This window comes from Sphingobacterium sp. SGR-19, assembly GCF_011043555.1.
In the GTDB taxonomy this organism is placed as follows: Bacteria; Bacteroidota; Bacteroidia; order Sphingobacteriales; family Sphingobacteriaceae; genus Sphingobacterium.
On the sequence record NZ_JAAKGS010000011.1, the window covers coordinates 1 to 24,232 of the forward strand.

Below are 24,232 nucleotides of genomic sequence, written 5' to 3' on the forward strand. Positions count from 1 at the left end.
TGCATCCAGATCAACAAAGTTTGAACGGTTATCTAAAACAAGTGGTGGTAGAACATCTTACTAACAACGGACACGAAGTAAGGGTTCGGGATTTATACTAACTGGATTTTAATCCTGTACTTTCATCGCAAGATATAGCAGGACAGCGCATCGGAAAGGTTGACGAAGATGTAAAAACGGAACAGCATTACATTACCTGGGCTGATTGTATTACATTTATACATCCCATCTGGTGGACGGGGCTGCCGGCTATGCTGAAAGGTTACATTGATCGGGTTTTTAGCTATGGTTTTGCATATCGATATGAGCAAGGCGTTCAGAAAGGCCTGCTTGCGGGCAAACAAGCCATCATTATCAATACGCACGGAAAATCACAGGCCGAATATAGCGAGATGGGAATGGATAAAGCACTTTCGCTTACGTCGGACAAAGGTATTTATACCTATTGTGGTTTAGCGGTAAAACAACATTTTTTCTTCGATAAAGCGGATAGAGCCGATGTCAAAACGATTAAACATTGGACCGAACAAATCACATCGAAGATGAAGTAGCAACCCTACGAACTCTTGGTGTTATTGATGCTGACGGAAGCTACTGAATGATCTTTTTTCTATGGAGAACTCCCCAGTTATGCATTTCTAAAATCAGCTTCTGTAAAGTCTTTCCGTGTTCCGTTAGGGTATACGCTGTCCTAACTGGGAAACCATTTGAAACGCTTCGGCTGATTAGTTGATTTGTTTCTAAATCTTTCAGTTGATCAGATAACACTTTGGTGCTCAAGTTTGGTATGCTCCGCTCTATCTCACGAAAATGATGGTTGCCCTCCATAATTGAAATTAATATTAAGATCTTCCATTTTCCTCCGATCACATCTAATGTGTCTTGTACAGGTAAAATAGACAACATACAGTTTTTATGCTCTAATTTTTTCATCCTTATGCGGCCGTTAATTACTTAAATGTAACCACTTACCTTGAAGTAACTGATTACATTAGGTAATCAAATATAGTTAAATTTGTGTCATTCGTATTTTGTTGATCAAAAACAATCGTGATGAATAAAGAAAATGACCGAAAAAAAGCCATCATAACAGGTGCAACCGGTGTGTTAAATGGTGCAACGATGGCGAACTTGTTAAAAGTTATTCCTGCCGAGCAGCTTGGTGTGAGTGCACGTAATATAGAAAAAGCAAAACATTATGCAGACCGTGGGATCAGCGTAAGATATGGAAGTTATGACGAACCAAACGCACTTCGCCGTTCTTTCGAAAATGGTGAACAGATTTTATTGGTGTCGTCCAACGATATCGGTGGAGATGTACTGGCTCAACACAAACGAGCCATCCAGGCGGCTGTGGAGGCAGGGGCCAAACGTATCCTATACACCAGCGCACAAGGTTGTGCGGCAGATACGCATTACCCGCCTATGAAAATTCATCAGGCAACAGAAGAGTACCTCGCTAATTCTGGAGTAAAATGGACGTCATTACGTAATGGCTTTTATGGCGACATGAACGCCTTGCTCGGCTCTTGGCGGGAAACTGGTATTATTGAAATGCCCGAGGATGGACCCATTCCGTGGGTTGACCGTACAGATGCTGGCGAAGCAATAGCTAAGATAATGGTGAGTGAAATCGATTACGAAGGCTTCGTAAATTTGGCACCTGCAAAAGCTGTGACATTAGAAGACTTTGCACGATATGCGTCTGATCTTACTGGAAAGAGGGTAAAACGAATCGTATTGGATGATGAAACGTGGGTGAAAAAACAGATTGCAAAGGGACTTCCGGAGCATGTCGCCAGATTTACCCTAACCATGTTTCAAGCTTCTAGAACGGGCAAATTAGATAATGGCAGTAGCCTACTGACAGAAATCTTAGGCCGCGAACCGAAAAGTGCTGCTGAATTATTAGCTGACTCCATTGCAAATGGATAAAAGCTTCCATTGTGAATGGATAAAATCTTCCATTAGTAATGGAAACTTTTTTGATACTGATTACGAATATATTAACCGTCCAGCCTCGCAGTGATATCTCTGCGTTAAGAGCGTGTTAACGAAATATCAACAGGATATTAAATTATACCGAAGTAACATTTTTACCCTATTTATGTAACGATTTTCCGCGTCATTTCAGGAGCCCCTGTATACTTTTGTACCCAACTTATACTGTAAAGGAGGACAAAAAACGTGAAGAAATCCACCCTCGTTCATTTATTTTTATACTACGCGCTGTTGTTGTTTTTGCCCGCATCGTTACACGCGCAGCAGGATTTCCGTGTCCGTGGCTTCGTTGTTGATGCGGGGACAGGAAACCCATTACCGGGAGCCTCTGTTCAGATCGAATCCACGCCGTTGGAAGTTACAACAGATTTAAACGGTCAATTTGTTTTTGGGCGAGTTCAGGGTAGAACAATCAGACTAAAAGTCTCTTACATGGGATATCAGGAAGAGCGTGTGGTCTTGACGCCTGAACGGATAGCAAATGGTATCCGTATAAGTCTACAACCGATGGCTAACACCATAGACGAGGTATTGGTTTCGGCAAACCTAGAAGGACAACAAAAGGCCTTGAACCAGCAACGAAATGCAGATAATATCAAGAATATTATTTCCGCCGATGTGATCGGTCGTTTCCCAGATTTGAATGTCGCTGAGGCGTTACAACGGGTTCCGGGGGTTAATATACAGCGCGATAAAGGGGAGGGATCTACGATTTCCCTGAGAGGAACGCCTGCACATTTTACGACGGTACAGATCAATGGTGAACAACTGCCTAGCGTGCAGCAAAGTGGTTCGCGGAACGAAGCGCTTGACCTGATTCCGGCAGATCAGTTGGCATCCATTGAGATTATTAAAGCACCTACGCCTGATCTGGACGGCGATGCTGTGGGCGGGATTGTCAACCTGCGGACACCCACGGCAAATAAATTGAGATGGACCGGTAAGGCTGAAGGCGCGATGGGATATAACGATATTTCCGGCGGGCTTAACGGCATCGGGAAATTACGTGTCGATAGACGCTTTTTAGCGACAGATAAAGTTCCCGAAGGGAAGATCGGCGTCATGCTGAGCGGTTCTTACTTTAGTTCCAACAATTCGGAAGACCGCTTGGATGCGGTGTGGCGTGAGACGGAAATCCTTGGCCAGGAGGGAACTTGGAACCTTCCTCAAAATTATGGCTTTCGGAAGACCGAAAATGAGCGGAAACGTACGGGGGTGACCGCCACTTTCGATTATAAACCGAACGGTTTTAACCACCTTGTATTTAATTATATGTTCAACCAGCGGACCGACCACGATGTACAAAACCGTCAGCGTTACGATTTCGACCGGAGTGGCACAGAATGGATCTCCTTCAATGAAGCGACAGGTGCACGCGTGCGTAGAGATATCAACCTTTGGGACGAGGATAAAACCAACCACAACTTCAGTGTACAAGGTTATCATACCATACGGTCGTGGCAGCTCGATTGGGCTGGATCCTATACGCGTTCCTCCCGGGAATTTGCGTCAACCCGGGGTGATTTTTCCTATGACGATATCGACCTGCGTGTGGCGGACGAAAATGATATCTATAGTGCGTATCCCGTCTTTGAAGCGACCCAGCCGCAGTTGAACCTCTATAACCCGCTATTGTATAATGACTTTAGGCGTTACGAGGAAGATGCTGAAAATACAACCGCGGACAATCTTGTTTTGCGTGCAGACCTGACGAAGCAGACTTGGTTATGGGGCTTTCCGCTAAGCGTAAAGGTGGGTGGGAAATACCGCACGCAGTCGAATAGCAAACTGCGCAACAATCAGGTGCTGGCGTTCTGGGATCCAAACGAGGTGCTGAATCTAAATGAAGCCTTTACACGTGTCATAGGAAATAAAGAACCTGCAAATTTTCTGTTCCGTGATTATCGTTTCGGCCCGCTTATCAACGAGGAGAAGTTCACCGGCTATATACACGACAATAGATACCTATTGACGCAAGGAAGTGATGCTTGGGATGCGGAACGATTGTCGTTGAATGACACTTATGATGCCTATGAAGATATCTACGCAGGATATGCGATGGGGCGTTGGCAAATGGATAGATTAATGGTGCTTGCTGGGCTACGTTTGGAGTCGAATAGTGTCCGGTACGATGCATTTGATGTGTTCCGTACAGGGACGGTTGTGGAGGCCTCGCCCATATCGGGAGACAGAAACTACGTTTTCTTCTTGCCGCATCTGCACCTAAAGTATGGGTTGGACGAATGGTCTAACCTGCGCTTTTCTGTACTGCGCAATTACGCACGGCCAAATTTTGTGGATGTCGTACCCTTTGTCAACTACGATGTGGATGCGTTGCGCCTACAGCTGGGGAATCCAGACCTGCAGCCGTCAACGGCATGGAATGTAGATGCTATGTTTGAACGTTATTTTGCAAATGCCGGTCTATTATCTGTCGGGGTGTTCTACAAAAATCTGGACCGGTTTCAGTTTACCAGTGTCATTAACTCCCTGCCGGAACCGTTCCCTGGATACCCTGAAACACAAGGGTTCGAATTTCGGCAGGTGCAGAATGGCAAACAGGCAACGGTGGCCGGGGTGGAGGTAAATCTGTCGCGTTCGCTCGATTTTTTACCCGGCATAGCCAAAGGGCTCTCTGTCAATGCAAATTATACGTTCGCCAGCTCAAATGCGCATACGCAGGACCGATCGGATATACGTTTGCCGGGACAGGCAGAACACACGTTCAATGCTATGTTGGCATTCGATTACAAGCGGTTTACGATCCGAGGCTCAGTGAATCATAATGGTTCGTATGCGAACTCAATCGCCAGCGACGCCGACGGCGACATCATACAGCGACATCGCACACAACTGGATATGAATGCCTCTTATAGTTGGAAAAACTTTCGGTTGTTTACAGAATGGATCAACTTGTTGAATGAGCCAAGTATACGTTATCAAGGTACATCCGATTACGTTTCGCGTGTTGCGTACTTCGGTTATTCCGCTCGTGCGGGAATTGGCTATGTCATTCGGTAAATGGAGATAAGGTACTAAGATTAAAGTAAAACAAAGAAAATGAAAAATAAATCGTTGCATTTCCTGGTCGTGATACTCCATCTATTGATGACGGGTTGTGCGGATAAGGAAATTGATTTTGTCTTTCCTGAACCAATGATTTTGAGTATGACCGATGAAACTGCGCTAACGCTGGTGCAGGAGCCCGGGAAGATTATTAATGTGCCGTTGAATGTACAAGCGGCCTCTGGCCTGGAATCGCTTGTGGTTTATCTGGGGGCAGAGCGATATGATGAAGTCAGTTACACGAACAATGAACTATCGGCCACTTATGATTTCAAGTTTAACGTCGCAGCGGACGCTTCCTTAGGGACAGTCTATGATTTTGTGGTAACCCTAACGGATAAGATAGGTCGCTCGACGAGCTTTCCGATTACCGTTTCAGTCGATGCGACATATACCATAACGGTGGAAACAGTATCTGGAAAAGAAGTGTCGGTTATTCAAGGAAAAATCAATGGAGACTTTCACTTCGAGAGAGAAAAAACATATGTGGTAGCGGGAACGCTGGCTGTTGAAGACGGGGGAACCTTGACGATCGACGCCGGCAGCACGGTCTATTTCCGGACTAGTGCTGACAACGCTGTTAATTCCCGTTTGGTTATTGCACGCGGCAGTAGGATACAGGCGACCGGTACGGCAGCGGCACCAATTGTCCTGACCTCGGAGAAAGTATTGCGCGGAGAGAATCCTTCTTTCGATGATTGGGGCGGCTTGTTTTTATTCGGGGCTGCGCCGACGAATCGTGGGAGCAACGTGGTCGAAGATGGCTTTGTTTACGGCGGGTCGGCGACGACAGAAAGTTCTGGCCGCCTGCGCTATGTACGGATAGAGTACGCTGGTAAAGACGATTATCACGCCTTGAATTTGTTCGGTGTGGGTTCTGCTACAGGGATTGACCATGTGCAGGTATTCCAGTGTCAGAACAATGCATTTCGTATTCGTGGCGGCCGCGTAAATCTACGGTACATTGCTGCCATTGATCACGGTGGATATGGCTTATGGGCGGACGAGGGCTGGCAAGGAAAGGGACAGTTTTGGTTGTTCCAAACAAATATTCCGGCCACCTTGGTTCCGAGAAACTTTTGGAATCAGGCGCGGTCGCTCGAACTACGGAACCATGATAGTTTCTATGATTCCAGTCCGCGAACGACCTTCCAGATAGCCAACGTGACGCTGATTGGCAATGGTGAAGGGACCACAGATGGCACTCGGCGGGGAGCGCGGGTCAGACGGGGAGCGATTGGGCAGCTGCGGAATCTGATTGTAGCGCATTTTCCCAGCGATGCGGTTCGTGTTGAAGATTTACCGGTAGAAGTGCTCGGCGGAGAGATGGTGCTGGACAATGTAAGAGCATTCCGCTCGGCCACCAATTATGCGCAAGAAGCGGAATCTGTCTTTTTCCAATCCGGCTTATACGATGTGACGGAAGACGTGGTGAGCGGTATCGCGCGGGATAACTATGTAGGTTCGGTCGCTTCTGCTTTCAATCCGCAGGAACTGGACCCCTGGTTTATCGCTGCAGACTACATTGGTGCTGTCCAGCATACCAACAACGATTGGACACGACAGGGAGTATGGTTTAAGAATCGCGATGGCAGTATTAGAGAATAATTTAACTTAAGTAATATGAAAATGAAAAAAAGAAACGGCGTATTCGCCGTTGTATTGGCCGGCATGCTCTCGACCTTTGTCTCCTGCTCAAAAGACGACAAGGGTACTCCGGCGAACATTGAAGGAAATGCGATAGAGGTTGCGCAAGCGAGTACAATAGCAAAACCAGGAACCACGGTATCGGTTGCGCTCTCGTTTGCTAACCCAGGAAACGGGACGATGCTCGTCATCCACCGTGATGAAGCGCCGCTTCGTAGCGTGCCGCTTCAGGATGGACAGACGAGTTACACCTTTGAGGATATTTTACCGGCAGACCTTGAAGAAGGCGACGTTGTCCCCTATGCTTTCTTTATAGCAGATGAAAAGAACACCATCACATCGGATGCATCGGCATTCGAAGTATCTGTGGCGCTTTACGATGAGGTAGCGATTGGATCCTCTCCGGTATACCGGATCGAGCTTCCGGAGGATGGTATTATCGAAACCGGGAAGGTAAAATTAGCAGCCGGCCGTAAATATTGGTTGCCCCATTCTGTGCACTTTATGAGCGGAACGGAGCTGCAGATGGAGGCTGGCGTGGAGCTGTACATGAATACCGAAACCGGAGAAACATACGATGTGGTCATTGATGAGGGAGCACGAGTGGATGTAACGGGTACGGCGACTGCTCCAGTAGTGGTGACCAGTGACAAATTGTTGCGCGATCAGGAGGCGGAACCAGGTGATTGGGGGCAGTTTAATATTAAAGGTGAGGGCAATGGTAGTTCAAGTGGCCATGTCGAATATCTTCGGGTAGAATATGCGGGAGATCGTGGTTTCCGCTTGCAGGGTGTAGGTAGCGGGACAACGATCAACTACGTACAAGCTTACCGGGCGCTTGGTGAAGGTATTATGCCAACGGACGGTGATGTACGCATGAAGTATCTTGTGGCTACCAATTGTGAAGGTGGTGGTTTTCGCTTTGGTGATGCGTATGCGGGGTATGTGCAATTTGCGATTTCACAGACCACCAGTTTTTACGATGAGGTGGAGGCGTTCACGATCCGGGAAACAGCGTCTCCTGTTATCTCAAATGTTACGATAGTCGGTCCCGGAGAAGATGTTGATGATACGCATGGCATGCGTATGCGCGCGAACAGCAGCGGAAAAGTGTATAACAGCATTGTAGCAGACTTCCCTAGACGCGGCTTGCGCCTCAACGATGAGGTTACCGTGACGGATTTACAAGGACCCACCGTTTTTGCCTACTCGTATATCTTCCATGTGCCTCGCGATCCCTACCGTGATGATACTGATAACGGCAATCCATTCCAAGGATACTTAGATGCGGAGAATGCTTTCCAGAATCCGTTTTTCAATAATGTGACAGGTTTTGAAGATAACGATGAGGATGAACCGATTCTGGCCACGATCGATGGTATCGGCACGACAAGCTATATACCACAGGCAATTACCAACAGTGCGTTTAATCCTGTCTCTGTAGATGCTTTCTTCTCGGAAGCAAACTATGTAGGCGCTGTAAGCGAGTCCTCTGCGGATTGGACGAAGGGCTGGGTTCGGAATTATGAGGGGAATATCCATCAATAAAATGCATAGATTATTTTTTGTTATATTTTTATTTTCCATGGGGACTGTCGGCTATGCACAGCCCCATGAAAAACAATTACCTCCAGACCAGCCGTTCATACCTTACAAGGCCAGTGAAATGCCGGATCGGATATTGATGTCGATCACGGATTCGCTTGCGCAGACCAGAACGATCACCTGGCGGACGAGCAAGGTGGTTCAAACAGGAACGCTGGAATGGTCGGACAAGATAACCCAGATCGATTTCTACCGAGATGCCAACCGCGTGAACGCCCGCAGTGAGCGGTTTGTAACGTATACGGGCGATACAGTGTATTACCATACGGCTACGTTGCGGATGCTAAAGTCTGGAGAAAATTACGTGTACCGGGTAGGCGAAGGGGATATGTGGAGCGAATGGATCGACTTTTCGATGCCAACAGACGAGGATGCGTTTCAGTTTATTTACATGGGCGACGCGCAAAACGACATTCGCCCGCTCTGGTCCCGTGTATTTAGAAAGGCATATGCTGCAGCACCAGCGGCTGACTTTGTGATACACGTGGGCGATTTGATCAATCATTCGCAAAACGAATATGAATGGGCAGAATGGTTCCGGGCAGGCGATTTTATGCTTGCCGCGAAGCCGCAGCTCGCCGTACGTGGTAACCATGAGTATGTAAAGGACGAAAAGGGCGTGAAGCAATATAGCACGCCGAGCTGGCCGCATCAGTTTCGATATCCGCCTAATGGTCCGTCGTCATTATCTAACGGCGCTTACTTTATCGATATCAAAAATTGCCGTTTCGTCTTCATGGATTCCAATGATGCACTGGATCTGCAGGGGCAGTGGTTGGAGCAGGTGCTAAAGTACAATACAAAGAAATGGGCTATCGTGGTTTGCCATCATCCGGTCGTTTCGGCCACGGAAGGAAGAATCAATGACGGCGTCATGACGCGTTGGAAACCACTATTCGACAAATACAACGTTGACCTCGTGTTGCAAGGGCACGACCATGTGTATGCCAGAGGTCGAATCCCTGATTCGGAAGGTAATCGTATAGGACCGACTTATGTGATTTCTGTTGCAGGAAGAAAGGCATATGCGGTGGGAAATCATCCTTGGATGGAGGTAAAGATGGGTAACGTACAGACCTATCAGCTGGTCGAGATGTCTGATGAAGCCATCGTCTTTAAAACATATGCGTTGGACGGCCATGTACTGGATGTTTTTCGCATTGTGAAGCGGGATGACAAGCCCGTGGTAGAAGATAACTGAAAAAATCACGATAGCATAACATAACGGTAATAGTAGGTTAATTTATTGTTTACAATTTTGTAACACGCTTGTGGCGTCATTATTATCCTGCTTACTATGATGAGCTGTCTGTTTCGAAATAAATGTTTCCTCTGCGTCTTCATTCTTATAAAGAGTTTCTATTTTTCTTGCTCTTACGCGCAGGATCTAAATTTTGAGACGATATCGCATAAAGACGGATTACCGCAACGTTCTGTATTAAGCGTCTATCAGGATGGATTTGGTTTTATGTGGTTTGGCACACGCGACGGGTTGTGCCGCTATGATGGTTATGAGTTTGTCGTGTATCGACATCAAACGGGTAATCCGACGAGTATCGGAGGCAATACTATTTTTTCTATTTCCGGAGACAACGATGGCAATATATGGATAGCAACGGACAAGGGACTAAGCTGTTATCACCGCAATCATGATAAATTCACCACCTATACATTACCATCCAGCATCTACGAGTCTTCTTCGATCCATGAAGTCTTTGTGGGACGCGACGGACGTGTATGGATGGGATGCCGTTATGGCCTGTTTGAGTGGAACCGTCTCTCTGGCTTGCTGACCAAACATAGTTTCGTTGGGGATGGTATGTATTATTTAGCACATGGGACAGTAAGTTCCATCGCCGAAGATCGTACGGGAATGCTGTGGGTCGGAACTTCAAAGCTCGGCTTGTTTACTTATAACCCAACAACGCGACAGGGATGTTCCATAACGAGTGAGAGCGATAGGAAGCAGTTCCCTTCGCGTATCGAATCGTTGGTGGTTACAGATTCTGTTATTTGGGCAGCAACCTATGGTTCGGGGCTATTTTTACTGGAAAAGAATGGGGAGATTATCCGGCATTGGCATACCCAGGCTGTGGACGAACGGACTAGATTGCAGTCTGATCTTATTCGCGACCTGAGGCTGGATCAGCAGCAAAGGCTATGGGTAGGCACCTTTGAAGGTCTATACCAGCTGGCGGAAAAGGGGATGCCGACGAGGGTGGCTTTAGGACGCTTCATAGACGGTACTATTCAAGATCAGGAAAGTATACGTGCTATACATATGGATAAGCTCGGCAATATCTGGGTAGGAACGTATACGGATGGTATCAAATTATATCGGCGAGGTGATCGTCGTTTTCGGCTCAACCGCCTTTATGGCGCCGGCAGCAGCACCTCTTCCACCAGTGTCTCGGCTTTACTGGCATCCAGAGCGGATACGGTGCTGGTGGGAACAGAGGATGGTGTGTTATATCATGTCGCAGGCGACCATAATACCCGCTATGAGCTGCCCGAAAACGGAGCAATAAAAGCGATATACGAAGATAGGAACGGACAGGTGTGGCTCGGCGTATTTGGAAAGGGGCTGTACAGCTTTTCGGCGGCGACAGGGAGCTTTCAAAAATATGAGCTGCCCGAATCGGTCCTCTTGAACCGTACAAAAGGATGGATTATAAATTCCATAGCGGGAGATACGAGCGGGTTGTGGATCGGAACGGACGGAGCTGGGGGGCTGCATCGTTTTGATCTGGCAACAAAGAGATTTGTGCCGTTTGAAGACGATAAGGAGCTACAGGAGTTGTTGAACCATCGGGCCGTGAAACATGTATCCATCGGAAAAGATGGTCAGATTTTTTTGGCGACATATGGTCACGGCGTCGTGATATATAATAGCAGGACGGGAGCAATCAGTCATAAAAGTAGGTTTAGAACGGGTGCGGTCGAGCTTAGGGTGGACCAGATAAACCATGTGCTAGAGGAAGCGGATGGTACCTTATGGCTGTCGAGCAATGGCCAAGGGGTGCTGGGCTGGAATCCGCGGTCGGGCGACTGTAAACATTTCCACGCGGGCAACGGCATGCTGGACAACCTCGTGTACGGTACGATCGTAGATCGATCGGCCGAGAAATGGTTTGTGTCTTTACATGGTGTTAGCCGGCTGGACAAGAACGACCGGCTGCGGCCATTTGGTTACGAGGAGGGCATGCTCCTCGAGGAAATAAATGAAGGTGCTTTTGCGCAGGACATTTCCAATAGCTTGCTGCTCGGCGGAAGTGAGGGGTGGTTACAGATGGATATGACTACGCCGCATCGCTTATCTGCACGAAACCGGCCCGTGCGGTTTACTACTTTGCGAATTGGGAACCATCGGGTAGAACCCGGTGATAGCACGAGGGTACTGCAGACAAGTCTACAATGTACGCAAGCTATTCAACTGAGCCATCGTCATACTGATTTCGAACTGGAGTTTTCGGATTTTGGTTATTCGTCGGCGAACAGACATTCGTTTTACTATAAGCTGGAGGGGATTCACGAGGAGTGGATCCGACTAAACGGGAACCAGGTGGCATTTACAAACCTCAAAGCGGGCGACTATACACTCAAAGTCCGTTCGACCGGCGATCATTCTTCCGTGGGAGAAGCTCAGATGTCGATAGAGGTACTGGATCCGCTATGGTTGAGCTGGTGGGCGAAATGTCTTTATCTACTGTCTGTAGGGCTGATCGTAGCACTTTTTTGGAGTCGTTATCTGCAAAGTTTGAGACTGAAGCATTCCTACCGTATTGAGCAGCTGGAGAAAGAGAAGTGGAAGGAAATTCACGATGTAAAACTGAGTTATTTCATGGATGTATCGCATGAATTTCGTACGCCTCTTTCCCTGATATTGGCGCCATTGGAAGAACTGTTAGCCGCGGAAGAACACTCCATATGGAAGAAAAACCGGTTGGAAATTATGCACTTTAACGTGCAACGATTACGGTTGCTGACAGAACAGATTATGCAGATCCGTGAAATTGATACCGGACAGTATGCCATCAATAAGGAGCCGGTGCCGCTGAGAAAGCATCTGGAGGAAATATTGATGAGTTTCTGGCCGATGGCCGAGAAGCAGAATATTCAGCTATTGGTCGATCTTGAAGCACTTGATGAGGTGATACTACTGCTCGATAAGGATAAGATCGAAAAAATCATTTTTAACCTGCTGCAAAATGCCTTTAAATTTACACCTCCTAAGGGAGAAATCGGGATCAGTGCTTCTTTTACGGACAGCGTGCTGGCCTTGAAAGTCTGGGACACAGGTGTCGGTATCAATGAAAAGGATTTGCCACATATTTTTGAGCGCTTCTACACGAAGGGTAGCGCTGGGCATGGTGTTGGAATAGGCTTATCGGTGTCTAAATCGTTGTTGGAGATGATGGACGGTCATATAACGGTGGACAGCGAGGTCGCGCGGGGAACATCTTTCATGCTGACCATACCCTGCGAAATGTTGGATACGGCCACACAACAAGAGGAAGATCAAAATCTACCATCTAATAAATTAACCTGGAACGAGCCTGTCGAAATCGTGGTTCATAAGGACGAAACTGACAATGACGTGAAGTCTGATCTAGGGACTATACTGTTGGTGGACGACAATGCCGTAATAGTACATTACCTGGAAGCACAGCTCAAAACGACATATAAGGTCTTCACAGCCTATGACGGCCTGCAAGGTCTTCAAAAGGCAGAAGAACTGGTTCCCGACCTGATCATCAGCGATCTGGTCATGCCGGGCCTGAATGGGTACGAGTTATGTGCCAGCATCAAAAGTAAACCGGAGATCTGTCATATCCCTCTGGTTCTCTTAACCGCCATGGACACACATGCGGCCAAGATGGAAGGACTTGGTCATGGCGCAGACGCATACCTCCCCAAGCCTTTTCATATACTGGAGTTGAAGCTGCGGATAAAGAATATAATCGACCATCAAAAACGGATTCATACGCGTTACCGAGCAGCAACTTATCTGCCTAATTCTGCAGCTGTCACTGGAAACGACCACGACCGGAGGCTTCTGGACCGGATTAACACGGTCATTTCTGAAAATCTGGAAAGTGCGGATCTGAGTGTAGAATGGCTAGGTGCCGAGGTTGGCCTGAGTAGGGTGCACCTGTTTAGGAAGATCAAATCCCTCACGGGGTTGTCTCCTTCGGAATATATCAAAAACTATAAGATGAAATATGCTTGTCAGCTTCTGACGCAGACGGATCTCCGCGTCGCTGAAGTTGCCTTTCGCGTAGGGTTTCAGGACAGCCAGTACTTCGCCAAGGTGTTTAAAAAGGAGATCGGGAAGAGCCCGACAGCGTTTATGAATACTCTATTGTAATGATACAAATTTGTCGAAGGTGCAGAAAAATCAAGTTCTCCAACCGTGTAGAACTTACTGTTGGAGAGAGCTATTGTAATCTACCAATGTTGAAAAAAAATATAATATAGAGTATGGTCTATATTTGTTTGTTGTAAAGCTACCGACTACTTTTGTGTAAACACAATTTCAGCAAAAAGCACAAATAGTTTATATCATGAGTGTATGGAGCTAAGATGGTAAACCGATGGCTAAAACTAAACGCTTTAAAATAATCAAAAAGGCAATGATAACCATACTCATTCTAGTGGGTGCGTTGCTTATAGGCGCAATTCTGTATATGCAGCATCCAAAATTTGGGAAAGCCCCCAGCGGACAACGGCTTGAAAGGATAAGGCAATCACCGCATTATAAGGACGGCAAGTTTCAAAATATACATTTCACCCCAATGGTGAGCGAAGGCTATTCCATGACGAGAGCAGCCTATGACTTTGCGTTCACCAAATTTCCGCGAACCGTGCCTACAGACGTTATTCCTTCGGTAAAAACAGACCTTAAAAGTTTACCGATCACAGAAAATGTACTGGTGTGGTTTGGCCATTCATCGTACTTTATCCAGCTGAACGGTATTCGATTTTTAATAGACCCTGTTTTCTCCGGCAACGCGTCGCCTGTTCCCAACTCCAACAAAGCATTCAAGGGAACAGATATATATACCGTTGAGGATATGCCTGATATTGATTATCTGCTTATTTCGCACGATCATTATGACCATCTGGATTACCAGACAATTATCAAGTTAAGACCAAGAGTGAAACAGGTGGTATGCGGATTGGGGGTGGGCGCACATTTTGAGTATTGGAAGTACGACCGTGCAAAAATCATCGAGAAAGATTGGAACGAAAGCGTTAAGATCAATGATGAGATGACCTTGTACACGACCACTGCCCGGCATTTTTCGGGCCGAGGGCTCCAGCGGGACAATACGCTTTGGCTATCCTATGTGCTGCAAACGACCGAGCTGAACCTCTATCTGGGTGGAGATAGCGGATACGATACGCATTTCGCGGAAATAGGCGAGCGATTTGGCGGATTTGATCTGGCGATTCTGGAAAACGGTCAATACAATGAGGGCTGGCGCGAGATTCATTTGTTGCCGGAAGAGGTGTTACAAGCCGCACAAGACCTGAAAGCAAAACGCGTACTTCCGGTACATTCTTCGAAGTTTAAATTAGGATTCCATGCTTGGGACGAACCCCTGATCCGGATAACGGAAAACAATAAGATGCTTAATATCCCTTTGGTAACACCGATCGTGGGAGAACTGGTTAATTTGAACGATTCCAGCCAGCGGTTCAAGCCATGGTGGGAAGAACTTCGATAGTAAACTCGTGTTTGATCCAGTGTCGCTCATCCAAAAGCTAATAGAACCTTCAATAATCTTGATGATTTCGCCGCAATCGGTAGAGTTATCGGTAAAGTTTTTGGATAGAAAACGCGGCGAGAAATCCTAGTTTTCGTGGATTGTTTGTCTTCTGATTACTAGATAACTTTGAAACAACACAATATTTCAAGGTATGAAAAAGTTAGCTGCATCGATATTGATCTCGTTTTTTTTTCTTTTAGTGGGGTGTTCTAAGGATGGAAACAACGGAGAGGGCAACAGACCGGGTGATCTATACCCCTCGGAATTGAAAGGTACCATTTATTACGACTGGGCTACCGAAGGCATAATCAAGATAAGTTTGCCTGATGGGACGGGAGGATCTTTTATTCCCGATGACAGCAAGCTTAACAACTTTGACATATCCAGGGATGGCAAATGGAAGCTCTCCGTGGTCAATGCCAGCAGCATTGGAGAATACGATATTCGTTTTACAATCAGCGATATCAATACCGGGGCCGTCGCTGAGGAATTTGTCTATAACGGACCTGGCCTGAATGCCTACTGTAAAGGATACTTGTCGCCAGACAATAGTTTAATCCTCGTGACTTCCAATGAAAAGGAGGATGGCATCACCATCCTCAAGCGCAATGGGGATTTTGTAGCCCGTATTTTGGACATAAATGGTGAACGGATAAACTTCGGTGTGACTGCGCTTTGGCTTCCGGGAAATCATTTTCTGATGACACATGGAAACTATATCATCCGGGTCGCACCCCCCTATGATTCTGGAACCTTGCTCAAGGAAATGAACTACCAGGATTGGGGAGACCTTACCGTCAATCAGCAAGGAACTAAGCTGGCTGTACGTATCGCCAACCATATCCATACGATGGATATGGAGGGTGGGAATCTGAAACAGGTAACGACGAGCAATTTTACGGAATCAGTTCCTGTTTTTTCCCCTGATGGAAAATACCTTCTTCTAGGGAGCTACTATCGGTATAGCGGTGAGGGCTTTGGTCGACTGTGGCAAATGAGTATCATTCCGAACGACGGCCAGCAGTACACTACAAATCCCGATGCAGAGAATAATTCGCCGGGAGTAATTCCGGTAATCTGGAAGGGAAAGGACAAAATGGAGGCCGGTAGCGGACAGATGATATGGCGATAACGTAAAAAACAGAATGATGTGCCAAAGACACTGCTTGGTGAGCCCAAAGAAACCAAAACGAAACATTACAGATGTACAAAAGTTTCCATTAATACCACTAACGTATGCAGTATGTCGCTTCCGTGCTTGAGATGTCTGCCGAGAGATTTAGTAGAATTAGAAAGCGCGAGATGGAAAAGCCTTGATTTCCGTCAGCAACGGAAGTACCAAAGCAAATAATTCAAATACCCATTTGGATGCCCACACTTATATGTCTCCCCGGCAGCGGGGATAGGTATTTTAATATCGATTGCTGTGGGCGCGCTTCACTATCGAGGAGGTTGCTTCCTTGGATATACGCTTCTAGCTGACCTTTTCGGAAAGTCTTATCCTGATCTTGGATTTAGCGTGGATTATAGTTTGGTCCATATCGGACTGAAGAATGGTTACCTATCGGATGCTCCTGAGTTTTATCCAGAGAAATATAAATCAACTTTCCGTTTGCAGAAGATCGAGAAGGATGGGGCTCCCTTTGCGAATTCCAGCGACACCTTCGAGGTTGAAGAATCTTCCGGGAAAGTCCGGGTTAAACCGTCGGAAAGCTTAACAGCGGGTTCTTACAAAGTATATGTGGAAGCCATAAGCTCGACGGGATTGGTTTTCGTGACGACCCTGACTTTGGGGATGAGTTAAATGATTTTTTGCTGAAACTCCCGAGGCAAGTCTCGGGAGTTTTTTTATAACCAACCCTCCCATAAGGCAATTAACGCCTGCGGGGAATAGCCAAATCGCGTCGTGAAAGCAATAAATCGAAAGATAAAAGTTAATTGGGGGACGGAATATCAAATTATTTTATAAGTTTGTGTGCATAATATGGCATGCAACTTATGTCCGATTGTAAATCTCACAAGACATCAAATTTATTATCCCGCTCGCAAACACAGGAGGAGCAGGCCTTTACCGCGCTGTACGAGGAGTATTGGGATTACGTCTTTGAGCAGGCATTTATACGGTGTCGCCAATACGACATTGCCGAGAACATTACCCAAGATATTTTCGTCGCATTATGGGACCAAATGGAAGAGTTACGTATTGAAAATATTCGGGGATATCTTTATACAGCCGTTAAAAATAGGGTGCTCAACTGGTTTGAAAAGGAAAGGCGTTATGTGCCTATTGCGGAACTTTTGATAGAATATCAGGCTGCTACTGATTCCAGCGATACCCCGTTGTTGGATAAAGAGCTGGTCGCCGTGGCCGAGGCACTCATTAATTCCTTAGGTACTAAACAGCAAGTAATATATAGAATGCGGTATGAACAGGATCTGGATACCGCAGAAATTGCCAAAAAGTTGAATATGAACAGAAAAACTGTTCAAAACCAATTAAGTTTAGCGTTGGCGCAGCTGCGTGCATCGTTAACATTATTACTTGTCCTGACGAAATTCTTCTAATGGATCCCGCATTGGCTCCATGCTGATAGATTAAGTTTTAAAAAAAACGACTATTTTCGGGAATATACCATCTTGCCCTGTCTTATAAGTGTAAACCTCGCTAATCATGGACAGAAAAACTTTTTTAGAAGTTCTGAAAAAATATCGAAATGGCACAGCCTCTGACGAGGAACGACATTTTGTAGATGTATACTATAGGTTATTTGAGAAGGATAAACATGTTCTGCAGCAGCTGAACCAAGATGATCGGGAAAGGCTGAAGGACAGGATCAAACGGGAGGTAGATAAAAAGATAGCGAAAATTAGAGCGTCGCAACGATTTCGGCCATACGGCTACTATGCGGCAGCTGCTATCATCATAATGGGATTGTTGATCTTTTTCTACAAACCCGTTTCTGTTGAGAGGCGTACAATAGCAACACAGCAGGATAGTATTGTACCTGGAAAAAATAGGGCGACCCTCTTGCTGGAGACTGGACAGGAAATTGCTTTAAGTGATCTGCATAAAGGTATTATAATAGGCGATTCAATTAAGTATGAAGATGGACAGGTCGTGAGCCCGACGATTGGCGGACAAATGCTAACGTTAAAGACGCCGCGCGGCGGGCAGTATGCGCTAACACTCCCTGATGGTACGCATGTATGGCTGAATGCCGGATCATCATTACGCTATCCATTGCATTTCGGAAAGCAGGAGCGTCGAGTATTCCTTGAAGGCGAAGCTTATTTTGATGTGGCCAAAGCGGTGTCCGTGGACCGGACTGGTGTTTCACACAAAGTACCCTTTCGCGTGCAGGCGGGCGCACAGATCGTAGATGTACTCGGAACGCAATTTAACATTTCGGCTTATGCGGACGACACTAAAATTCTTACCACATTGGTCGAAGGAAACGTTAAGGTATCCCTAAATGGTGTAGAACAGAGGGAGCAAGCGACGTACCATGAAATCAATCCCGGACAGCAGGCCGTATTACAGGGGCATGACTTTCAGGTGAATAGGGTTGATGTCAGCCTGTTCACGGCATGGAAAGATGGTAAATTCGTGTTTGAGCAGGAACCGTTGGCGAATATCTTAAAAATGTTGGCCCGTTGGTACGACGTAGAAATTATGTATCAAGGTGATGCATCATCCGTCACCTTCACCGGATCCGTGAGCCGATATGAGCATATATCCGAAATTTTGGATAAGATTAGCTATACACAGGCGGTCCAGTTTGAGATTGAGGGAAGGAGGGTAAAAGTGATGTAGAAGCTGGCTTGTAGTGGGAACAAAAAAAGACGGAAGTGCTTGAGACCCCTTCCGTCCAGATATTTGGCCGTTCCTTTTTTATCGTCTAAACAATTGAAGAATAACCAAACAAACAAAGTTAATGATTATAAACTATAATAAGACGTTCGGCAATGACAGTCGGGACGATCATACTATATGGAAAGCAATGCGGATAACAGTATTCTTTTTAACTGCGCTGATTCTACAGGTTTCTGCAGAATCACGAGCGCAGATCAATATAACAAGACAGAATGCCTCGCTAAGGGATATTGTGAAGGTATTGAGTGAGCAAAGCGGCGTGGATTTTATCTACGCGGACCGCGATTTAAAACGGGCGCGTCCAGTAACGGTGAATTTGCAGAACGCCAGTCTGGAACGGGCCTTGGCGGTGTGTTTTGATGGACAGCCGCTCGACTATACCTTCCGCGACCGGACAGTGCTTGTGCGCCGTAAAGTCAAAACGGAGGTCCCCAGCAAACGGAATGTAGCTCCGCAGGGACGCGCGGAAGGAACCGTCCAAAGCCGTGTAAACGGGAGGATACGGGATGAGAGCGGAGTTCCGTTGGAAGGAGCAACGATATCAGTGAAGAATTTTTCGCATGCAACGAAAACGGATGGCGATGGGAATTTTAGCTTGGATTTGCCGGCAGAGGCCAGGATCTTATTGATTACGCTTGTGGGGTATGAAACTCAGGAAGTGGAGTTAAAAGGTCGCGCTAGTTTGGACGTCGCTATGCGGGTCGCCATGAACGACCTGGAGGAAGCAGTTGTAGTAGGCTACGGCACACAGAAAAGAAGCGACTTAACGGGCGCGATATCACGCGTAGATGCGCGTGATTTCGAAAGCCAATCGGCTACCAATCTGAGCGAGTTCTTGAGTGGAACGGTGGCAGGTATAGCTAGTAACCAAGCGACTGGAGCGGCAGGCGGCGGATCGTTGGAGGTCAGGGGAGCCAATTCCATCACCGCGGGTTCAAGCCCGTTGATCGTGTTGGACGGTGTAATCTATAACGGTGCATTGCAGGATATCAATCCATTTGATATCGCCACGATAGATGTGCTGCAAGATGCTAGTTCGGCCGCGGTCTACGGTGCGCGTGCCGCTTCAGGGGTAATCATTGTAACCACCAAACGCGGTGCAAGCGAGGTACCTACTGTAACCATTTCGTCCATGTGGGGTCTTGCCTCTGTAGCAAATGATTATAAACCCCTCGATGCCGAGGGCTACCTTAGGTTTAGACAGGATCTTATGCAGCAGATGGCGCCACGTGATGCGGAAGGTTATTATATGAATCCGGACCAGCTACCGGATAATGTGTCTTTGGAACAATGGCGGAATTATAGTAATAATGCGGATGCGGATAACACGGTGGAATGGCTAAAGCGCCTACGCCTGAACAGTGTAGAAATCGAGGGCTTCCAACAAGGTCGGATCATTGATTGGTACGGTAAACGCATGCAGCAAGGCCTGCGTCACAACAATGATATCGCGCTGTCTGGAAAGGCGTCCCGCCTAAACTATTACCTTTCTACCGGATATACGGATAATGAAGGAATCATCTATGGCGACAGGCTCAAGACTTGGCGTACACGTTTAAACCTGGAAGGGGATGTTGCTACATTCTTAAAAATTGGAGTAAATACGCAATTTGCAACTTCCGACAACAGCTCGGTGCCTGCGGGAGGAATAGATAGACTGAGCCCTTACGGTAAGTTTATGGAGGATGACGGCATGCTGGTTAGATTTCCGCAAGAAGACCCTTCTTTTTCTAACGCTTTCTTAGAGTCCTATTATAAGGATCAGTATCGAAAAAACAATCGCTTGTTTGCGACGTTCTATGCAGAATTAAAACTGCCTTTCGGTATTAAATACCGGGCGTCTTTCCAAAACCGCCTGGTGACGGAAAAAGACTATAATTTTTGGCCTTCTACAACGATGCTCGGGGGCGTAACCCGCCGTAATGGATATGGTACGCGGTCTGATGAACACTCCTATGAATGGATGGTCGATAATATCTTAACTTGGTCGCAACGTTTCGACAAGCATGCACTCGACGTTACTTTTTTGGTTAATGCGGAAAAATTACAGATACAGCAGTCGTTTCAGGAAAATGAGAATTTCGGACCCAATGAAAATCTTTCTTGGCATGGTTTGCAATATGGGGCGAACCCGTCCATCAGCAACAATGATAGGGTACGTACCGGGGATGCGCTGATGGCACGGATGAACTACAATTACGACGAACGTTATCTGTTTACCTTCTCCTGGAGGAGAGATGGGTTTTCTGCATTTGGACAAAATAACCCCAGAGGTTTCTTTCCGTCGGCGGCATTTGCATGGAGAGTTTCTCAAGAACGTTTTTTCGACGTCGCTTGGATAAACGACCTCAAGATGCGTGTTTCGTGGGGGATGAACGGAAACCGGGATGTGCCCGCCTATGCGGCGCTTTCAAATCTTGCGCGCAACGCATATTTTGATGGTTCGAACGTTGTGGTGGGCTTGACGAATAGTTCGATGGCAAACCCCAACTTGAAATGGGAGGGAACGGAGGCCTACAACATCGGATTCGACCTGACTGCTTTTGATAGTAGGCTTACCGCGACAGTAGATGCGTACAACGGAACGACCTATGATCTTTTATTAGACCGTAGGTTGCCACGGATTATTGGCTATGAGTCGGTTACGACCAATCTTGGTGAGCTTTCCAATAGAGGGATAAATGCAACGGTGCAGGGGCAGATTATAAAACGGGAAAATCTAAATTGGCGGAGCAGCTTCGTGTTTTCTTTGAATCGTAACCGTATCGACCGCCTTTGGGGCGACATGATGGAAGAAGAGGTAAACGGACAGTTGGTGCAGCGCGAAGTTCCAGATTATGCAAATGGATATTTCCCCGGAGAAGCCTTGGACAGGATCTGGGATTACCGGATACAGGGGATATGGCAGGTAGAGGAAACTGAAGCAGCTGCACAATACGGTCTGCGTCCCGGCGAATATCGTGTGGAAGATGTAAACGCGGATGGCGCATATCGGCAGTTTGACGATAAGCAGTTTATTGGCTGGCGTCAGCCACGTTACACACTCGGCTGGCGCAACGATTTCAGTTTTTGGAAACACTTTGATGCAAATATTTTTATAAGGGCTGACCTTGGGCACATGGGCGATCGAGGTGATTTTAACCACTCAAGTTCGAATATCTATGACCGGGCAAATACTTTGGATATCCCGTATTGGACGCCTGAAAACCGGTCGAATACGCATCCTCGACTTAATGTAAATTATCGATTGTTTGAGGGAGGGATCAATATGTATGAGTCCCGTAGCTTTTTGAGGCTACAGGACGCGGCAATCGGCTACCGTTTACCCAAAGAATTGCTGGATAAAATTTCAGTAAATAATCTCCGACTCTTCTTGAGTGGGCGCAATCTGCTCACCCTGACAAAATGGACGGGCTGGGATCCCGAGTCGGCGAATAGTCCAATGCCACGCATTTTTACCTTCGGGTTGAACGCATCGTTTTAGTTTATTTTAATGATTGATGAAATGAAAATAAGAATTTTATATAGTTTAGTGCTAATCGTAAGTATGTTGGCTATCTCTGCCTGTTCCAAAGACTGGTTGAAACCAGAGCCGCTGTCGTTTTATGCGCCGGAAAACCTACTCATCAATAAGGCTGGATATGAGTCTATGTTGGTTACTGCACGCAAGAACCTCCGAAATTCGTTTTACGGAGAACTCAATACGGTGGTATCGGAATCTATCTTTACGGAGCTAGGGGTTGCAGGGCCGCTCAATGACAACGGTATACGGAATATGAACCTGCAGCTGACACCGAATGCTGATGGAAATTATTACGTTCTGGATAATTTCCAGTGGGCGTACCGGCCGGTACGTGTGGTGAATGCGCTTATCTCCCGGATTGATGATATTACCTGGGAGAACGAAACGGATCGGAATGAAATACTGGCCGAAGCATACTTCCATCGTGCTTACTGGTACTATCTACTGGTCAATCAATTTGGAGATGTACCCTTTCTCGATAAGGAATTACTAGAAGCCAAATTGGATTTTTATACCCATTCGCGTTGGACGATCCTGGATCGTATCCAAAGCGATATGGAATTCGCTGTAGAGTGGCTTCCGGGACAGATGCGGCCAGGGGTACCAAGCCAGTCGGCAGGTAAACATCTATTATCGAAAATATGCTTGGCAAACCGGGCGTATGAACAGGCGATTGAAATGGCCACTGACGTCATTGAAAAACACCCGTTAATGCAGGAACGGTTTGGACCTGAAGTAGAAATTGCGCCATATCGAAACTTATTCTGGGACCTACACCGTCCGATAAACGTGCATCATGCAGCGAATTCCGAAACGATTCTTGGTGTGTTGGATAGAAACGATTTGCCGGACGAAGTACGTACCGGGGGACTCCATACGATGCGCAATTATCACCCAGCATGGTGGAACGCCCGTGTACTGGATAGTAAAGCGGCAAGAGGTACTTTAGATAGAGGTGACACCTATGACTCCCTCGGTCGCGGTAATTCGAATCTTAGACCTTCTAATTACTATCTTTATGAGCTGTGGCAGGATGAAGATGACTTAAGACGAAAGGATGGCAACTGGGTGTTACAGGAGGAACTTTTATATAACAATCCGGCATCGGTCGATTTTGGAAAACCAATAGACCCTACAAACTTTTCGGCCATAGTAGATACGTTCCAGCATTACCATTCTTTTCCGTTTTATAAAACCTTTGTGCCGCAAGCAACAACAGATCAGGTGCCGAATGGAGGTCAGGGCGATTATTATGTGTTCCGCTCGGCAGAAACTTATCTGTTACGTGCAGAAGCCTATTATTGGCTGGGAAGGATGGAATCTGCTGCGGCAGATATCAATCAGGTGAGGAGACGCGCGGATGCTGCTGAGATTGCTCCTGGCGATGTGACGATAGAAACTGTCCTCGACGAACGTGCCCGGGAGCTCTTCGCGGAAGAACACCGTAAATCTGAGCTGGTACGGATTTCGTATATCATGGCCGCTGAAGGTCGTAATGGCTATTCGTTGGCGGATTTTAGCAAGAAAAATTTTTGGTACGACCGGGTTATGGCCACGAATAACTTTTATCAGACCCATTTAAAATGGGGGGCGTCGGAGTGTCGGATTAGTCCCTACCATGTACTGTTTCCGATACCGGCTGATGCGATTAATACGAACACCCTAGGCGTAATTAACCAGAATGAGGGATACCAGGGAACAGAGCGGAATCTGCCGCCGTTAACCGAGATTGCAGATTAAAAA

General features: G+C 46.7%; 15 protein-coding genes. 14 read left to right on the top strand and 1 reads right to left on the bottom strand.

Features of this window, described 5'->3' with window-relative positions:
- The first annotated feature begins 101 nt into the window (after positions 1-101).
- On the top strand, positions 102-551 hold the full coding sequence (locus G5B43_RS17365; RefSeq protein ID WP_206367413.1) for an NAD(P)H-dependent oxidoreductase: 450 nt from the start codon (positions 102-104) through the stop codon (positions 549-551).
- Between the two features lie 40 nt (positions 552-591).
- On the opposite strand, the gene G5B43_RS17370 is transcribed toward G5B43_RS17365, so the two are convergent.
- A complete protein-coding gene (locus G5B43_RS17370) occupies positions 592-933 on the bottom strand; it encodes a winged helix-turn-helix transcriptional regulator (protein WP_165296075.1) in 342 nt (113 codons plus the stop codon).
- A 120-nt stretch (positions 934-1,053) separates the two neighbouring features.
- Between G5B43_RS17370 and G5B43_RS17375 the strand changes: the two genes are divergently transcribed.
- The 13 genes from G5B43_RS17375 to G5B43_RS17435 all read left to right on the top strand — a co-directional run bounded on the left by G5B43_RS17375 (position 1,054) and on the right by G5B43_RS17435 (position 24,229).
- Positions 1,054-1,935: an NAD(P)H-binding protein gene (locus G5B43_RS17375; RefSeq protein WP_165296076.1), complete on the top strand. Its 882-nt coding sequence runs from the start codon at positions 1,054-1,056 to the stop codon at positions 1,933-1,935.
- A gap of 252 nt (positions 1,936-2,187) precedes the next feature.
- Positions 2,188-5,022: a TonB-dependent receptor gene (locus G5B43_RS17380; RefSeq protein ID WP_206367406.1), complete on the top strand. Its 2,835-nt coding sequence runs from the start codon at positions 2,188-2,190 to the stop codon at positions 5,020-5,022.
- A 39-nt stretch (positions 5,023-5,061) separates the two neighbouring features.
- Positions 5,062-6,675 carry a hypothetical protein gene (locus G5B43_RS17385; RefSeq protein WP_165296077.1) on the top strand — a complete coding sequence of 538 codons (1,614 nt, stop codon included), beginning with the start codon at positions 5,062-5,064 and terminating at the stop codon, positions 6,673-6,675.
- A 21-nt stretch (positions 6,676-6,696) separates the two neighbouring features.
- A complete protein-coding gene (locus G5B43_RS17390) occupies positions 6,697-8,262 on the top strand; it encodes a hypothetical protein (protein WP_165296078.1) in 1,566 nt (521 codons plus the stop codon).
- 1 nt (position 8,263) lies between these two features.
- Positions 8,264-9,520: a purple acid phosphatase family protein gene (locus tag G5B43_RS17395; protein WP_165296079.1), complete on the top strand. Its 1,257-nt coding sequence runs from the start codon at positions 8,264-8,266 to the stop codon at positions 9,518-9,520.
- Positions 9,521-9,616: 96 nt separating this feature from the next.
- The gene (locus G5B43_RS17400) at positions 9,617-13,687 is read left to right on the top strand and encodes a two-component regulator propeller domain-containing protein (RefSeq protein ID WP_165296080.1); all 4,071 of its coding nucleotides are present in this window, start codon (positions 9,617-9,619) and stop codon (positions 13,685-13,687) included.
- A gap of 226 nt (positions 13,688-13,913) precedes the next feature.
- The gene (locus G5B43_RS17405) at positions 13,914-15,050 is read left to right on the top strand and encodes an MBL fold metallo-hydrolase (protein ID WP_240904908.1); all 1,137 of its coding nucleotides are present in this window, start codon (positions 13,914-13,916) and stop codon (positions 15,048-15,050) included.
- A 193-nt stretch (positions 15,051-15,243) separates the two neighbouring features.
- Positions 15,244-16,224, top strand: coding sequence for a TolB family protein (locus tag G5B43_RS17410; protein WP_165296081.1), 981 nt, complete (start codon positions 15,244-15,246; stop codon positions 16,222-16,224).
- A gap of 294 nt (positions 16,225-16,518) precedes the next feature.
- On the top strand, positions 16,519-16,896 hold the full coding sequence (locus G5B43_RS17415) for a hypothetical protein (RefSeq protein ID WP_165296082.1): 378 nt from the start codon (positions 16,519-16,521) through the stop codon (positions 16,894-16,896).
- A 194-nt stretch (positions 16,897-17,090) separates the two neighbouring features.
- On the top strand, positions 17,091-17,657 hold the full coding sequence (locus tag G5B43_RS17420; RefSeq protein WP_165296083.1) for an RNA polymerase sigma factor: 567 nt from the start codon (positions 17,091-17,093) through the stop codon (positions 17,655-17,657).
- 106 nt (positions 17,658-17,763) lie between these two features.
- Positions 17,764-18,906, top strand: a complete 1,143-nt coding sequence (locus G5B43_RS17425) for a FecR family protein (protein ID WP_165296084.1) — start codon at positions 17,764-17,766, stop codon at positions 18,904-18,906.
- Positions 18,907-19,027: 121 nt separating this feature from the next.
- Complete coding sequence (locus G5B43_RS17430; RefSeq protein ID WP_165296085.1) at positions 19,028-22,450, top strand: SusC/RagA family TonB-linked outer membrane protein; 3,423 nt, start codon at positions 19,028-19,030, stop codon at positions 22,448-22,450.
- 21 nt (positions 22,451-22,471) lie between these two features.
- Entirely contained in the window at positions 22,472-24,229 is a 1,758-nt protein-coding gene (locus tag G5B43_RS17435; protein WP_206367407.1) for a RagB/SusD family nutrient uptake outer membrane protein, read from the top strand.
- The last annotated feature ends 3 nt before the right edge of the window (positions 24,230-24,232 follow it).